This is a genomic window from Reinekea marina (genome assembly GCF_030409715.1).
Lineage (GTDB): Bacteria > Pseudomonadota > Gammaproteobacteria > Pseudomonadales > Natronospirillaceae > Reinekea > Reinekea marina.
The window spans coordinates 43,342-59,101 of sequence record NZ_JAUFQI010000001.1 but is presented as its reverse complement, the minus strand read 5'-3'; the positions used below and the strand labels follow the sequence as shown (position 1 = coordinate 59,101).

The 15,760-nt window shown below is 45.2% G+C and carries 17 protein-coding genes; 15 read left to right on the top strand and 2 right to left on the bottom strand.

All coding sequences use genetic code 11. The features are described from left to right. Positions 1 to 11: 11 nt before the first annotated feature. The 7 genes from lgt (at position 12) to QWZ13_RS00320 (ending at position 7,618) form a co-directional block, all read left to right on the top strand. On the top strand, positions 12 to 902 hold the full coding sequence (gene lgt, locus QWZ13_RS00350) for a prolipoprotein diacylglyceryl transferase (RefSeq protein WP_290279963.1): 891 nt from the start codon (positions 12 to 14) through the stop codon (positions 900 to 902). Then, a complete protein-coding gene (locus QWZ13_RS00345; protein ID WP_290279962.1) occupies positions 899 to 1,750 on the top strand; it encodes a thymidylate synthase in 852 nt (283 codons plus the stop codon). The genes lgt and QWZ13_RS00345 overlap by 4 nt, the downstream gene beginning before the upstream one ends. Before the next feature lie 112 nt (positions 1,751 to 1,862). Continuing rightward, complete coding sequence (locus QWZ13_RS00340) at positions 1,863 to 2,723, top strand: hypothetical protein (protein ID WP_290279961.1); 861 nt, start codon at positions 1,863 to 1,865, stop codon at positions 2,721 to 2,723. Positions 2,724 to 2,766: 43 nt separating this feature from the next. Continuing rightward, positions 2,767 to 2,979 (top strand): hypothetical protein, encoded by a 213-nt coding sequence (locus tag QWZ13_RS00335; RefSeq protein WP_290279960.1) that lies wholly within the window; start codon positions 2,767 to 2,769, stop codon positions 2,977 to 2,979. A gap of 8 nt (positions 2,980 to 2,987) precedes the next feature. Further along, positions 2,988 to 5,378 carry a Lon protease family protein gene (locus tag QWZ13_RS00330; RefSeq protein WP_290279959.1) on the top strand — a complete coding sequence of 797 codons (2,391 nt, stop codon included), beginning with the start codon at positions 2,988 to 2,990 and terminating at the stop codon, positions 5,376 to 5,378. 3 nt (positions 5,379 to 5,381) lie between these two features. Next, positions 5,382 to 6,656, top strand: coding sequence for a S1C family serine protease (locus tag QWZ13_RS00325; protein ID WP_290279958.1), 1,275 nt, complete (start codon positions 5,382 to 5,384; stop codon positions 6,654 to 6,656). After that, a complete protein-coding gene (locus tag QWZ13_RS00320) occupies positions 6,644 to 7,618 on the top strand; it encodes an FHA domain-containing protein (RefSeq protein WP_290279957.1) in 975 nt (324 codons plus the stop codon). The genes QWZ13_RS00325 and QWZ13_RS00320 overlap by 13 nt, the downstream gene beginning before the upstream one ends. A 44-nt stretch (positions 7,619 to 7,662) precedes the next feature. On the opposite strand, the gene QWZ13_RS00315 is transcribed toward QWZ13_RS00320, so the two are convergent. Then, positions 7,663 to 9,042 carry a hypothetical protein gene (locus QWZ13_RS00315; RefSeq protein ID WP_290279956.1) on the bottom strand — a complete coding sequence of 460 codons (1,380 nt, stop codon included), beginning with the start codon at positions 9,040 to 9,042 and terminating at the stop codon, positions 7,663 to 7,665. Between the two features lie 175 nt (positions 9,043 to 9,217). On the opposite strand from QWZ13_RS00315, the gene mnmG reads away from it, so the two are divergent. From mnmG to QWZ13_RS00295, 4 genes are read left to right on the top strand one after another with little or no spacing between them, the layout of a single operon-like run. Then, a complete protein-coding gene (gene mnmG / locus QWZ13_RS00310) occupies positions 9,218 to 11,104 on the top strand; it encodes a tRNA uridine-5-carboxymethylaminomethyl(34) synthesis enzyme MnmG (RefSeq protein WP_290283215.1) in 1,887 nt (628 codons plus the stop codon). Further along, positions 11,101 to 11,730: a 16S rRNA (guanine(527)-N(7))-methyltransferase RsmG gene (gene rsmG, locus QWZ13_RS00305; RefSeq protein WP_290279955.1), complete on the top strand. Its 630-nt coding sequence runs from the start codon at positions 11,101 to 11,103 to the stop codon at positions 11,728 to 11,730. The genes mnmG and rsmG overlap by 4 nt, the downstream gene beginning before the upstream one ends. A 34-nt stretch (positions 11,731 to 11,764) precedes the next feature. Continuing rightward, positions 11,765 to 12,574: a ParA family protein gene (locus tag QWZ13_RS00300; RefSeq protein WP_290279952.1), complete on the top strand. Its 810-nt coding sequence runs from the start codon at positions 11,765 to 11,767 to the stop codon at positions 12,572 to 12,574. 10 nt (positions 12,575 to 12,584) lie between these two features. After that, on the top strand, positions 12,585 to 13,469 hold the full coding sequence (locus QWZ13_RS00295; protein ID WP_290279950.1) for a ParB/RepB/Spo0J family partition protein: 885 nt from the start codon (positions 12,585 to 12,587) through the stop codon (positions 13,467 to 13,469). Positions 13,470 to 13,526: 57 nt separating this feature from the next. Here the strand turns inward: QWZ13_RS00295 and QWZ13_RS00290 are convergent, their stop codons facing one another. Next, entirely contained in the window at positions 13,527 to 13,721 is a 195-nt protein-coding gene (locus QWZ13_RS00290; protein WP_290279948.1) for a hypothetical protein, read from the bottom strand. On the opposite strand from QWZ13_RS00290, the gene QWZ13_RS00285 reads away from it, so the two are divergent. The 4 genes from QWZ13_RS00285 to QWZ13_RS00270 all read left to right on the top strand — a co-directional run bounded on the left by QWZ13_RS00285 (position 13,696) and on the right by QWZ13_RS00270 (position 15,758). Continuing rightward, positions 13,696 to 14,028 carry a hypothetical protein gene (locus QWZ13_RS00285; protein WP_290279946.1) on the top strand — a complete coding sequence of 111 codons (333 nt, stop codon included), beginning with the start codon at positions 13,696 to 13,698 and terminating at the stop codon, positions 14,026 to 14,028. The genes QWZ13_RS00290 and QWZ13_RS00285 overlap by 26 nt on opposite strands. A 14-nt stretch (positions 14,029 to 14,042) precedes the next feature. Next, positions 14,043 to 14,924, top strand: coding sequence for a F0F1 ATP synthase subunit A (atpB, locus tag QWZ13_RS00280; protein WP_216000589.1), 882 nt, complete (start codon positions 14,043 to 14,045; stop codon positions 14,922 to 14,924). Positions 14,925 to 15,010: 86 nt separating this feature from the next. After that, positions 15,011 to 15,238 (top strand): F0F1 ATP synthase subunit C, encoded by a 228-nt coding sequence (atpE, locus tag QWZ13_RS00275; protein ID WP_216000588.1) that lies wholly within the window; start codon positions 15,011 to 15,013, stop codon positions 15,236 to 15,238. Between the two features lie 49 nt (positions 15,239 to 15,287). Continuing rightward, positions 15,288 to 15,758 (top strand): F0F1 ATP synthase subunit B, encoded by a 471-nt coding sequence (locus QWZ13_RS00270; RefSeq protein ID WP_216000587.1) that lies wholly within the window; start codon positions 15,288 to 15,290, stop codon positions 15,756 to 15,758. Positions 15,759 to 15,760: the final 2 nt, after the last annotated feature.

Below are 15,760 nucleotides of genomic sequence, written 5' to 3'. Positions count from 1 at the left end.
AAGGACACCCCATGATCCACCCTCAATTTGACCCCGTTGCCCTTAGCATTGGTCCGTTGTCTCTGCCTTGGTTTGATATTGGCCCACTGTCTGTGCATTGGTATGGCCTGATGTATTTAGCCGGTTTTATGGCTGGCCAATATTTGGGTATTTGGCGCGCCTCTAGAGATGCGTGGCGGTTGTTTACTCCCGATCAAGTTAAAGACCTGCTGTTTTATATCGTAGTCGGCATTATTGTCGGTGGTCGGGTCGGTTATGTGTTGTTTTATCATATCGATTTATTCTTTGCGAACCCGCTGTATCTATTTAAAGTGTGGGAAGGCGGAATGTCTTTTCACGGAGGCTTTTTAGGCGTCGCCGTCGCGGTTATTTTGTTTGCAAAACACACCAATAAAGCTTGGTTTGCGGTGGGTGATTTTGTCGCGCCACTGGTACCGCCAGGCATCTTTTTTGGCCGATTCGGAAATTTTTGGAACGGTGAACTTTGGGGTCGAGAAACCGACGTGGCTTGGGGCATGATCTTCCCGCAAATAGGCGATGGCCTAACCCGACATCCTTCACAGATATATCAAATGATGGGCGAAGGCTTTTTATTGTTCGTCGTCTTATGGTGGTTTAGTGCCAAACCTAAACCACGAATGGCCGTATCGGCCATGTTTATGATTGGCTACGGCGTGCTGAGAACCGCAGCGGAATTCTTTAGGCAACCCGATGAGCACATAGGGTACTTGTTAGGCGGCTATTTAACACAGGGCATGCTTCTCAGCATACCGATGATTGTAGTCGGTGGTGTACTTATGACTCTGGCCTATAGAAACCCAGTATTTGAAACCGCGCCTGAAAGCGGTAAAAGTAAGAAAAAGAATAAGTCTGGCCAACCAAAAAAAGGCGCTAAAAAATGAACCAGTATTTAGCCTTATGCCAACGCATCATAGATGAAGGCCAATGGGTAGAAAACAAACGCACCGGCAAACGTTGCTTAACCGTAATTAATGCCGATTTAGAATATGATGTTGGCGCTAATGAATTTCCGCTCATTACTACTCGAAAAAGCTTTTATAAAGCCGCCATCGCTGAGTTTTTAGGTTACATTCGTGGCTACGACAACGCTGCCGACTTTCGCAAACTGGGTGCAAAAACATGGGACGCCAACGCCAACGAAAATAGCGCTTGGCTGGCCAATGAGCACCGCAAAGGGTCCGACGACATGGGTCGAGTTTACGGCGTGCAAGGCCGAGCATGGGCCAAACCCGACGGCGGTTTTGTCGATCAGTTGAAAAAAATAGTCGACAACCTCAGCAACGGTATCGACGATCGCGGTGAAATCCTCAGCTTCTATAACCCAGGCGAATTCCACATGGGTTGCCTACGCCCCTGCATGCACACCCACACTTTCAGCTTATTGGGCGACACGCTCTCGCTCACCAGCTACCAGCGTTCATGCGATGTGCCATTAGGCTTAAACTTCAATCAAGTACAAGTGTTCTTCTTCTTAGCCATTATGGCGCAAATAACCGGCCTCAAACCCGGCAAGGCGTACCACAAAATAGTGAACGCTCACATATACGAAGATCAGTTGGAACTCATGCGAGAAGTGCAATTAAAACGCAAGCCCTACCCATCCCCCAAGCTGATCATAAACCCAGAGATTAAATCGCTAAAAGACTTAGAAACCTGGGTCACCATGGATGATTTCAGCGTAGAAGGCTATCAACACCATGAGGCCATTGCCTACCCGTTTTCGGTATAGCGTTATAAAAAGTGATCATTCTTATTACGAAAGTGCAGTTGACTTGGTGTTAGCCTTTAATACATATTTATGCCGAAACTAACCATTCACTCAAAATAATAAGGATGTTTCAATGAAAAAGATCAATAAAAGTATAATGACTTTGGCTTTTGTCTCAGCAGTATTGATGGGCTGCAAAGTAGAAGGCGATGCAAACAGTGATTCAAACGATAATCAAAGTACAAGTACGCTTGCAACTATAGCGCTGAGCTCGCCAACCTATGAAGTTTTAGAAGAAGACAAAACTGCCGCGATTATCATACAATCTAGCGCTTTGAGTACTTTAGACGCAGGTATTTCAGCTGCTTTAGATGAAGAGGAAGATCCAGTACCTAGTGCTGTTCAGAGCAGAAAAAATACGCCAAAATGTATAGGCAACGATGGTATAGCCACTGTTGTGGTTGAATCTCCAAATGTTTCAACATCTGGAGAATACAGTGACACTGGCTCGATGACAGTTGATGCAAGCTTCACCAATTGTAGTTTAGTTATAGACAATGAGATGCTTACCCTAAATGGCTCATTTGAGTTTGAACTACAGTGGGACGGTGTAATTTCAGAACAAGAGCAAGGGTCAGATGATGCGTTTGGGTTTGAATCGGTTGTTATTACCGTAACCTTCGACGATTTCTCTTCTACGATAGATAATGAAACAACCATGATTCAAGGCGCCGTTGAATATACCGTTAATGACAATGGCCTTTCAATGGAGTGGGCTTTAGCTGTGGCTAGTCCAGCGTGGGATAATAAAATAGTCACAACAAGATCAACCAGCCCCTATACTTATAGTAAAACAGGGCTTGCTGGTTCTTGGATTGTAAATGGTAAAAATAATTCGAAAGTAGAAGTTTCAATTAAGTATGACAATGAAGGCCTAATTTACCTAGTAAGCGTAAACGGCGGTACTGAAGAAGAAATAGATTTAACATACTAAATATTAAAATGAACCAAGCCGCGAAGCGGTAGCGGGCTAGCGGGTGTTAGACGGCATGGATGCCGTCTCCAAGCCTACATGGATGTATTCACGGCGTCCCGCTAGACCGTTACCGCTTCTCGGCGAATTCAACCACAGAATTAAGCCGCCCAAGATAACCACCATAACCAGTCCAAAGCAAACAACCAATACACCCCAGAAGCTATGCCTTCAAACCACACCTGTGCCATACTGTAAGTCATTGTTACCAGACTAGAGTACGACATGACAGAAAAGGTTCTTCCGCTCGCTCCAGAAGCGTTGCGCGCCCGTGTAGATCTAAGCTACTTAAATATTCAAACCACCGCCGATGTTCAAGGTGAATCCAGTTTTTTGGGGCAACCTAGAGCCAAAAAATCGCTAGAATTTGGCATCGCCATGCGTGGAGGCGGCTACAACCTTTATGTCATGGGTGATTCCGGCACCGGCCGAAACTCACTGGTTTCTAAATACGTCAAAGAGCTGGCCGATAGTCAACCCGCACCCAGTGAATGGGCCTATATAAATAACTTTGAAGTAACCCGAGAGCCCTACGCCCTTGAAATGCCTGCGGGTCAGGGTAATAAACTTAAAGAATCAATCGATCAATTCATAAGCGATTTGATGGATACTTTTCCTGCCGCGTTTGAAAACCCAACCTATCAACGCAAGCGCACCGGCATAGATAAAGAATTTAATAAACGCTACGACGCCGCCTTGAAAGTAGTCGAGCGATTCGCCAATGAAAAAGAAGTGGCCGTTATCGCCGATGGTGGCTCCGTGATGTTATTGCCCGTAGTGAATGGCAAAGCACTCGACGATACAGAGTTTGCACAACTGCCCGAAGAGCAACGAACCTCATTTCAAGACCGTATTAATGCGATCGAAGGCTTTTTAAATGAACAAGTTTTAGAACTGCCCACATGGCGGCGAAAAAGCTCAGAAGATTTCCGACAGCTTAACATTACAACGGTTCAACAAGCGATTAAACCCTTGTTGAAAGAACTCGAAGTAAAAAATAAAAGCCTGTTAAGCGTACTTCGATTTATTCGCGAAATTAAAAATCATTTACCGAAATTGATTGTTGATTTGTTTATTGAAGAATCTATTACCGATGCAACTTCTGATCAGGAGCGTCGTGCCACAATAGAGCGATGGTTAAAGCCCAACTTGATGGTGCAGCATGAAGCCAACGAAGGCGCACCGGTTGTCTATGAAATGCTGCCAACCTATCAAAACCTGTTTGGCCGCATTGAATATACAACCCAGCAAGGAATTCCCAATACAAACTTTCAACTGATTCGTGCCGGTAGTTTATTAAAAGCCAATGGCGGCTATTTAATATTGGATGCCGAAAAATTATTGCAAGAGCCTTTTGCATACGATGCCTTGAAACTGGCATTGAAATCAAAAGAGCTAAAAATGGAAATGCCTTTTTCCGATGCAACGCTCATGCATTCAATAACGCTCAGCCCTCAATCGATCGATCTAGACGTTAAAGTAATTTTACTGGGCTCGCGCGAAATTTATTATCAATTGCAAGAGTGGGACCCAGAGTTTATGGAGCTGTTTCGTGTACCGGTAGATTTCGACAGCTTTATACCACGTACTCGCAACACGGTTGATAACTTAATTTTACGCATAAAAGATTACGGCGAAGAAAAAAACTTTAAGCCGCTGACTCGCAACGCATTAGAACGCTTAATAGAATACAGTTTGCGAGAATCCGAACATCAGCAGCGAATATCAGCTCGCATCGTTCGACTATTTAAAGTGTTTGCCGAGGCCGATTTTATCAGTGGGCATGATCAATCTGAATTTATTACTGAGCAACACATACAGCAAGCTCTAGAAGCTGCAGAGTACCGAAATGGGCGAATAGCCGATCAGATGCTCAGCGAAATAGAAGAGGGCACAATATTAATTGACACCGAAGGCGAACGAGTTGGCTGCATCAATGGTCTAACGGTGATGGAGATTGGCGAAAGCCGATTCGGCTCACCGGCGCGAATTACCTCCACAGTGCATGTCGGTGGCAAAGGTGTGGTAGATATTGAGCGTGAAGTTGAGCTCGGGCAATCGTTGCACAGTAAAGGTGTGATGATTTTAAGCGGGTTTCTAGGGCATGAATTTGGCCGTCGTTTTCCGCTGACATTATCGGCGCACATTGCCATGGAGCAAAGCTATGGCTATATCGATGGTGATAGCGCCACGGTGGCAGAGTATTGCTCATTAATTTCGGCCATCGCGCAGGTACCCATTAAACAAAGTATTGCTATTACAGGTTCAATGAATCAATTGGGTGAAGTTCAAGCCATCGGTGGCGTTAATGAAAAAATTGAAGGCTTTTTCAAGCTTTGCCAATTACGTGGTTTAAAGGGTGAGCACGGCGTTATTGTTCCGGCCGACAACGTTAAACACCTCATGTTATCACCTGAAGTGGTAGAGGCCGTTAAAGCGGGGCAGTTTACGATATGGGCGGTTTCGCATGTGTATCAAGCTTTACGTTTGCTTTCTGACATAGAGCCAGGCAGCCCTAACGAAAAACTAGAGTTCCCAGCCGATTCAGTCAATGGTAAAGCGCAGACTGAATTAAAAACACTGTGTGAACTGTACCAAGAAGCAGAAGAAGAGTAGCCAATGAACCCCTTAAGAGCAGCGATTCGATGGTGCTTCATTGTTTTATTGTGTCAGTTGGCTTGGGTGCATGCTTATACGGCGGATGAAATTTTCAAAGAATTTCGAAGCCGTATTTATCAGATAAAAGTTGTCGATATTGAGTCCGACAGCCGTACCTCTATTGGCTCAGGTTTTGTGGTGCATGATGATACAACCGTAGCTACGAACTACCACGTGGTGTCGGCCTTTGTGTCAAAACCGGAGAAGTACCGGGTTATGATCATTCCTGAAAACGGCGAGCCTATTGCGGTTAAGGTGGTCGATTTTGACATCGTAAATGATTTGGCATTGCTAACGTCTGATGTTTCTCTGGGCACGCCTATTAGGATAGCCGATGAAGAACCCATTCAAGGCACGGAAATTTTTGCCGTCGGGAACCCCCACGACCTAGGTATGACAGTTGTGCCAGGCACTTATAATGGATTGGCCGATACAGCCTATTACCACCGTATTCATTTTTCTGGCTCAATTAACCCTGGTATGAGTGGAGGGCCGGTTTTTAATGCCACGGGTGAATTGACCGGCATTAATGTCGCGACTTCTGGAAACCAGGTTAGCTTTTTGGTGCCCGCCAAAAAACTAACCCACTTCTTAGCTAACCAAGAAGTGATTTTGCCAGAAAAAATGGCCGAACGTGCGCAGGCGCAGTTACTGGCCAGCCAATCAAAATTACTGAACGATTTTCTAACTTACCCGCGTGATATCGACACACTAGGGCAAGCTCAGGTAATTGGGGATATTAAAGGCTTGGTGTCATGCTGGGGGAACTCATCACGCGATGAAGTGGATGAGTTGCTCATCGTTGCGGTCACAAAGGGTTGTTCTTTAACCGACAATATTTACATCAACGGTGGTATGACCACAGGCAGCTTGGGGTATCAGTTTAACTGGTACGATGGCCAAGCTCTGTCGAGGGCTCAATTTGATCACTTCTTGCAAGGTCGGTTGGATTGGCGAGCCGATAATCGAGTTACATTTAAAGATGTATCCGCTTATCAATGCCATGAAGATTTCACTCAAATAAATAGCAATGACTCTACCTCTGGCATTGCGAAATCATTTTTTTGCGCAAGACAATATACGCAGTTTCCCGAGCTCTACGATGTTCTCTATTTTAGATTGGCTAAGCGAGACGATTTTGCCTTGGTCAGTCACCTCACCGTTTCAGGAGTGAGCCAACAATCGGCCCTGGCATTTTTGGAATCATTTACTGAGGACGTGCAATGGCCACAGTAATTGAAGTACTTAATAAAAAAGGCGAGGTGATTTCTTATGAGCGATTCGATCAAGATCGCGTTAGCATCGGTAGAAGTTATGAGAACGACTTACGCCTAGCCGATGAAACCATTGATGCCAAGCATCTCGAAATTAGTATTAACGAAGATGGTACTTTTCGAGTGGTCGATCAAGGCACGGTGAATGGGTCCTTGTTGGTTAAGAAATCGGCTAAACCCAAGACTGTTTTGTCTATTTTAGATATACATTCTGGCGATGAAATTAAGCTTGGTCACAGTCGAATCCGAGTAGTTGATTCAACAATTGCTGTTCCAAAAGCACAGAAAATTGTGCCCGACAATGGTTGGGTAGTGTGGTTGAAAAAGCCTCTGGTAGTTATTGGTTTATTGATTCTATCGTTGCTGAATTTAATGTACCAAGACTATTCCACCAAAATAGTCGAGATTGAAGCAGCCGATTACGTCATGAGTTTTTTTCAAGCAGGTGCCGGTGTACTGGTGGTCTGTTTGATGTTGAGTTTGCTAGCTAAAGCCGTTCGACATCAATGGCTGTTTATAGAAAACTTGGTCAATGTGTGTCTCTTTATTTTGGTGTTGGATATTGGTCGCGAGCTGTTAGACATACTCATATTCAATTTTGGGTATTGGTACAGCAAAGAGTTGCTCGATGCTGTTATTCTGTTTTCTGTTGCATTGATGGGTGCTTGGATCATTACGTTTAATGTGTTTACAGAAAAGCGAATGCTTCGAATCGGCATGGTGACCGCGTTTGCAGGCTTAGTATTAACTTACAATCTAGTGAAAAATTATTCTGATGATAAAGAGTTTGATAAAATTCGACCGGTGGTAACGGATAAATATAAGTCGTGGGTTTTAGTGCCGAACAGCCCAGTTACGGATGCGCAATTCATTAACGATAGCGTGATGATCTTTGAAAATACACCAAAGAACGACACGGATTAAAAAGCCAGCCGCGTTTTGCTGGCTTTATAGAAGAGGCAACCCGATTAAAACAGACTGCCCATGCCAATTTTAGCGTTTAACCCAACACTCAGGCCTTCGACATCTTCATTAGCGCCCAGTAAGTAACCGGCCTCAATGGCAAACAGCACGTATTTATCGAGTGGTGTAGGAAGGTTCGCATCGGCGAACATGTAAGTGCCTACACCATCGGCACCATACATAATATCTAACCCATAACGAAAACTTTCGGCGTGATTCAATGCATTATTTAATCCGGCACTCACATACCAGTTATCGCCATAGCTGCCTTTGAATCGGAACGACATATCTGTGCTGAAAGCCGACTCTAGGTTTAGCCCGAGCGACCACTTAGAATCTGTTTCTCCCAAGACACCGAAACTCGTTTGACTAAAGATAATCTGGTTTCGATGTAGGTAACTAATTTCATCAATATAGTCACCTTCTTCAATGAGAGCTTTCGCTAAATGGTAGTGATCACTGCGTGCAATTTCGCCCCGCGCACTGTTAGCATCTACTTCTGTAATGCGAATGCGGCCTATGATTTCGCGAAATGCTTCATCTTCGTCAATTTCTTTGATGTCTTTGTAAACCGCAAAGTAAGCACCCGGAACTACACCGGCTTTATGACCAATATTCACTGCAATTTGCTCGTCTAATTTTGACAATACTTGGCCACGGGTTTGTATGCCAGGCTCTGCTAACTCAACCCAGTCGTTTGCTTTAATGCTTAATCGCCCGAGGCTTATGTCAGCGACGGCATAAATTGAACTCACTTCGGTCACTTCAATGATGCCCGTTTGTTCATCTACGAATCCAAAACTATCGCCACTGCGGTCTTTAATTTCGGCACCACGTCGAAATACTTTGTAAACTTGCCCTACGGCCACATCAGCGTTTTTGCCTAAGTCAAAATAAACCTGGTCGTTGGTAATTTTAACCACAGAGCCTAACTCGCGAAACTCACGTTTTAACATCAAAGGAAGCTCATATTCTAATTGAGCTAATAACGCAGTCATCTCTTTAAAGCGAAACTCTAGAGCGCGCTGAATAATTAACTCACCCGTTGCGACGCTGTATAATGAAACGGTAACCGTTGCTTGGCGACGCTTTGGAGTGTAGAGCGTTACCACCGCTAATGCGTCTAAATTTGCACTACTCGCGGCGTCGATCATGGCCGCAATTGCCTCTTCTGAATTAGGGCGTACTTGTGTTTTTGCATTGGCCACATTGTAATCTTGTAAGCGATTGAGGCCATTCGTCGCGATTAAACGTAGATCGGGCCGAAAATTTAAATAGTCATCCGATAAATCGGTCGCTAAAAGTAAGTTTCCATTCGCCAAAGCAAGTTGGCTCAAAAGTGAAAGAATCAGCGTGATAAAAGACGCGTGAAGGGTGTGACGCATTGTAAAGTTACCTGTGGTTACTGCATTTTAAGGTCAGTATAGTAGGCATTTTAGAATGCGCAGTGAAAAGCTATTAGGTGTATAGCATAGGGGGTTAAAAGCACGTATAATCGCGCACCCTTTTAGTGTGGCATTGATTGATAATTGATCAATCGTAATTGAGTTGAGGTGTGTGGTGGATTTTCCAAAACAGTACGATGTAATAGTGATCGGCGGCGGTCATGCCGGAACAGAAGCGGCATTAGCCGCTGCGCGTGCGGGCAGTCAAACACTGTTATTGACCCATAACATCGAAACGGTTGGGGTTATGTCGTGTAACCCTGCGATTGGCGGTATAGGTAAAAGCCACCTTGTTAAAGAGATTGATGCCCTAGGTGGTGCTATGGCTACCGCCACCGATTACGCAGGTATACAGTGGCGAGTTTTAAACTCCCGTAAAGGTCCGGCTGTTCGAGCAACCCGCGCACAAGCCGACCGAGCTTTGTATAAAGCCGCTATCCGCCACATTGTTGAACACCAAGAGAACTTAGAGGTGTTTTCACAGGCTGCCGATGATTTGATCTTAGAAGGTGATCAGGTTGTGGGCGCCGTCACGCAAACGGGTATTCGTATTCGCGCCAAGGCCGTGGTGTTAACTGCGGGCACATTCTTAGGCGGTAAAATACACGTCGGCATGCAAAATTATTCCGGTGGTCGCATGGGCGATGCACCCAGTAATTCGCTATCAGAGCGGTTACGAGAATTGCCATTTAATGTGGGCCGTTTAAAAACTGGTACGCCGGCGCGTATCGATGCTCGCTCGGTAGATTTTAGTAAAATGATCGAGCAGCCCGGTGATGAAAAGCCAGCGGTTATGTCTTATATGGGTTCAGTTGAGCAGCATCCCGAGCAGGTGAGTTGCTATATCACCAACACCAGCGAAGAAACACACGACATTATTCGTAATAATTTAGACAAATCGCCCATGTTTGCGGGCGAGATCGAAGGCATCGGACCACGCTATTGCCCGTCTATCGAAGATAAAGTCACTCGCTTTGCAGATAAAAACAGCCACCAAATATTTGTTGAGCCAGAAGGTTTAACCACCTACGAGTTATACCCGAACGGTATTTCAACGAGTCTTCCGTTTGATGTGCAGGTGCAATTTATACGCACCATGAAAGGTTTTGAAAATGCCCATATTACTCGTCCTGGTTATGCCATCGAGTACGATTATTTTAACCCACAAGATTTAAAGCATTCTTTAGAAACCAAATACATCGCTAATTTGTTCTTTGCGGGCCAAATTAACGGAACCACTGGCTATGAAGAAGCCGGTGCGCAAGGCTTATTGGCGGGTTTAAATGCCGCTCGCAAAGCGCAAGGGCAAGAAACCTGGTACCCAAGAAGAGACGAAGCCTACATTGGCGTACTAGTCGACGATCTCATTACCATGGGCACCTTAGAGCCTTATCGCATGTTTACCAGCAGAGCCGAACACCGCTTGCTGTTACGTGAAGATAACGCCGATGCGCGATTAACCGAAACCGGCCGTCAGTTAGGCTTAGTCGATGATGCTCGTTGGGCCGCATTTAGTGCGAAACAAGATGCCATTGCCGCTGAGCAAGCCCGATTGCGAACTACCTTTATTCAGCCTAAAACAGAGCAAGCGGCCGTGTTATCTGAAAAGCTGCCACAGCCTTTGAAGAAAGAATTTAGCTTAGCCGATCTCCTCAAACGACCTGAACTCACCTACAGCGACATAGAGCAAGCGGCCGCACCTGATGCTCCACTTTCGATTGATGCCGCCGAGCAAGTTGAGATTGCGGCAAAATATGAAGGCTATATTTCTCGCCAGCAAGAAGAAATTGAAAGCATGCGTCGCCATGAAAACACTAAGCTGCCAGAAACATTAGATTTAGACAATGTAGGTGGGCTTTCCAACGAGGTGAAGCAAAAATTGAAGCAAGTTCAGCCGGAAACATTAGCGCAAGCATCTCGAATACAAGGTGTTACGCCAGCGGCGATTTCAATGCTATATATTCATATCAAGAAACACAACGCCAGTAAGCAAAGCGCATGAGCCAAGAGTATCGAGCACAGTTAGAACGAGGCATTGCTCAGTTAGAGTTGGCCTTGAATGACGAACAAATTGAACGGCTTTTGGCGTACCACGCCATGCTCGTAAAATGGAATAAAGCTTATAACCTCACCAGTGTGCGTGACCCAGCCCAGATGATCGCTAGGCACTTAATAGACAGTTTAAGTATTGTTCCTTTTATAAAATCGACCAATTTACTGGATGTCGGCACGGGTCCGGGGTTGCCTGGGATGATCATTGCCTTAATTAACCCAGCGCTGCCGGTTTATATGCTAGACAGTAATGGCAAAAAAACGCGCTTCTTGAATCAAGTAAAGATGGAGCTTAAGGTAGATAACGCCGAAGTGATCCATCATCGGCTAGAAAGTTGGCAACCTGGCCAAGATTTTAACCAGATCACATCTAGAGCCTTTGCAACGCTGTCAGATATGGTAGGCTTCTCTCGCCACTTATTATCATCAGATGGTCGATTTATCGCCATGAAGGGGCAATACCCCGAAGATGAAATAGCTCAACTGCCTGAAGACATTGATGTGTTGGCCGTTTCGCCGATTAAAGTTCCCGGTAATGAAGGCGAGCGGCACATGGTAGAGCTAGGTATTCGTTAACAATTATTATTAAAGCCCATACTTAGGAAGCGTTTTGAGTCAAATATTCGCAATTACGAACCAAAAAGGCGGTGTCGGCAAAACAACGACGGCGATTAACTTGCCCGCATCTCTAGTCGCTATGAAGCGAAGAGTGCTGGTGGTCGACCTAGATCCTCAGGGTAACGCGACCATGGGCAGCGGAATTGATAAATCTGACCTCAATTTGTCAGCCTACGATGTATTGACCGGCAAGTGCGATTGCAATGAAGCCATATTGCATTCTGAAGAAGCGGGCTACGATGTCTTGCCAGCCAATGGTGACTTAACGGCCGCAGAAGTTGAGCTCATAGAGCTTAAAATGAAAGAGCATCGATTACAGTATGCGCTGGCAGAAGTTAAGAAAAACTACGACTATATTTTCATCGATTGCCCACCATCGTTGAACATGCTTACCGTCAATGCGCTTTGTGCTGCGCAAAAAATCCTTATTCCTATGCAATGCGAATACTACGCGTTAGAAGGGTTGGCCGCTTTGCTCGATACCATCAGCCGAATCCAGAAAGTGATTAACCCCTCTTTAGAGGTGGGTGGATTACTGCGTACCATGTACGATCCAAGAAATAGCTTAACAAATGATGTGTCAGAACAATTGTTTGAGCACTTTGGCGATAAAGTATTCAGCGCCGTCATTCCCAGAAATGTGCGTTTAGCTGAAGCCCCGAGTTATGGGTTGCCAGCCTTGGTTTATGATCGTCAATCCAGCGGTGCAAAAGCTTATTTGGCGTTAGCCGGCGAGCTTGTTCGTCGAGTTGAAGGCGACAAAGCCAGCACAGACACTGCGTTAGAAACTGTAAAACAGTAAGGTAATAGAGATGTCAGCCAAAAGAAGAGGCTTAGGTAAAGGATTAGACGCGCTCATTACTAAGCGCCAGGAAGTTGCTGAGATAACAGAACAGCCGGTTGAGACCCTTAAAGATGGTGGTCTTAAAGAGTTGCCTATTGAATGGGTACAACCGGGGACTTATCAGCCTCGACGCGATATGTCGACCGAGGCGTTAGAAGAGTTAGCCAGTTCTATACGTGCTCAAGGTGTTATGCAGCCCGTAGTGGTGCGTCCTATCGGCCCGCAATCGTATGAATTAATTGCTGGCGAGCGTCGTTGGCGTGCTTCGCAAATGGCTGAGTTGGAAAAAATTCCAGCGGTGATTCGCGATGTGTCCGATGAAGACGCCATTGCCATGGCGTTGATCGAGAACGTTCAGCGAGAAAACTTAAATCCAATGGAAGAAGCGTTTGCATTGCAGCGTCTGCAAAAAGAATTTGAGCTTACTCAAGCTGAAGTGGCTCAAGCCATTGGTAAATCCCGTGTGACGGTGACTAACCTATTGCGCTTAATCAGTTTAGAGCCTGATGTGCGCCGCATGTTAGAGCATGGCGATTTAGAAATGGGTCATGCGCGAGCTTTGTTAGGGTTGTCGGGAGACTCGCAGATAGATGCGGCTCGGCAAGTTGTCGCTAAAGGTTTAACGGTTCGCCAAACTGAGGCATTGGTTCGTCAAACGAACTCACCGAAACCAACGGATTCGTCAAAATCGGTCATGTCTAATGATGCCAACATAAAGCGTCTAGAGAGCATGCTGGAAAAGCGTTTGGGTGCGTCAGTGCAAATTAAGCATGGAGCTGGTGGTAAAGGTTCGTTGACAATCAAATACACCAGTTTAGATGAGCTCGACGGTATCTTGGCGCACGTAAAGTAATTCGAACGCTGTGTCAGGTGGGTTGCAGGTAAATTGTTGTAGCGCCATGTCACTATGCTAGTTGATGCGGAACAACGAACCCAATATACTCTGCGCTCGAATTTGGCACCGAATCGCCAGTAAATAAAAATAAGTGTTGATGCCATATTTTAAAGACAGACCCAAGCCAAGTATAAAACGACCTGAGACAGCACAGGTGCTTGTGGTTATGTGTGTTGTGACTATAGTGCTAGCTGTATTAGCGGCATTCATTAACACACAATCCGGAATGACGATATTGTCCGGAGGAATGATTGCTATTTGCGGCCAAGCGTTTTATAACATGCGCGCGCTGAAACATTACGGATCACCCAATACGGGGTTGGTCTTACTCTCCGCCAGTAGGGCGATGTGGGGTAAATGGCTGATTATCATTGCAGCCACTACGGCGGTAGCCGTAACAATACAAGAATTTAATGCAGCAGTGCTCTACGCCAGTGTTTTTGGCCTTCATACGTTAGGTGCATTGCTGTTGCCAGTTTTAGTTAAAAAGTCGTCGAAAGACGAATTATACAATTAAGGGGTTTAACATTTATGGCAAGCGAAGGCGGTTACGCAAATTCGGCTGAATATATTCAGCACCATTTGACGAACTTGACCTACGGTAAACTAGAAGCTGGCACTACGCTATGCGACGGTACTGTAGCCGAGCAATCATCTTGGGGTTTTGCACATTGTGGCGACGAAGCCGCTGCAATGGGGTTCAATGCAATCCATGTCGATAGTATGGCGTGGTCTATCATTCTCGGTGCTATCTTCTTGATGGTATTTCGCAGCGTAGCGAAACGAGTTACTACCGGCGTACCTTCTGGTATGCAAAACTTCATCGAAACGGTTGTTGAGTTTGTAGATAACAACGTTAAAGATGTCTTTCATGGTCGAAACCCATGGATTGCGCCAATAGCTCTAACAGTTTTCTGTTGGGTGTTGTTGTCCAATTTTATGGATATTCTACCTGTCGATCTTATTCCATGGTTGTTGGAGCTAGCTGGGGTTAAATACCAGAAGATCGTTCCATCAACAGATCCAAATATTACCTTAGGTACGGCCATTTTCGTCTTTATTCTTATGATCTATTATTCGATCAAAGTGAAAGGCATGGGCTTTGTTAAAGAACTGTGTTTAACACCGTTTAATACGCCGTACTTGTTTTGGTTTAACTTACCACTAGAGTTAGTTGGATTAATCGCTAAGCCATTCTCATTAGGCCTACGATTATTCGGTAACTTATATGCGGCTGAAATCATCTTTATTTTGATCGCATTAATGTTTGGCGGTGGATTAGTGTTTGCAGTACTGGGTGGTGTAATGCAGTTAGCGTGGGCCGCGTTCCACATTCTGGTTATTCCATTGCAGGCCTTTATTTTCATGGTCTTGACGATAGTTTACTTAAGTCAGGCACACGAAGATCATTAAAAAATTCGCTCAGCTTCGGTTGGGCACCAGGGTTACACCCTTTTTATAAACTGAAACTTGTAATTTAAAAAAACTAGGAGAAACATATGGAATTTTTATATCTAGCTGCTGGCTTGATGATGGGTTTGGGCGCAATTGGCGCGGCAATCGGTGTTGGCCTTTTGGGCAGCAAATTGCTTGAGTCTACGGCTCGTCAACCTGAGTTGGGTCCAATGCTACAAACTAAATTCTTCATCGTAGCTGGCTTGATCGATGCGATTCCAATTATTGGTGTTGGTATTGCTATGTACCTGATCTTCGTTCTTGGTGCTTAATTGTCGGTCAAAAGACCTTTTGATTCATTAACCAAAACGAGGTGAAGGCGTGAATTTTAACGCAACATTAATTGGCCAAATCGTCGTCTTCGCCATTTTCGTCTGGTTGTGTGCTATGTATGTATGGCCGCCAATTATGGCCGCCATGCAGGAGCGCCAGAAGAAAATCGCCGAAGGCTTAGACGCCGCAAGCCGTGCAAGCAAAGATTTAGAACTTGCTCAAGCAAACGCAGGAAAGCAAATTAGCGAAGCTAAAGCGACTGCCGCTGAAATTATTGAGCAAGCGAATCGACGTGCTGCCGGTATTGTAGACGAAGCAAAAGCTGAAGCAGCCGCTGAAGCTAAGCGCATTGTCGCAAGTGCCGCATCTGACGTAGAGAAAGAACGCAATTTAGCTCGTGAAGAATTACGCGCTAAAGTGTCTGAACTTACGTTAGCCGGTGCAGAGAAAATTCTTCAGTCTGAAGTTGATGAGAAGAAACACAGCGAATTGTTGGACAAGCTAGCAGCGTCGCTGTAAGG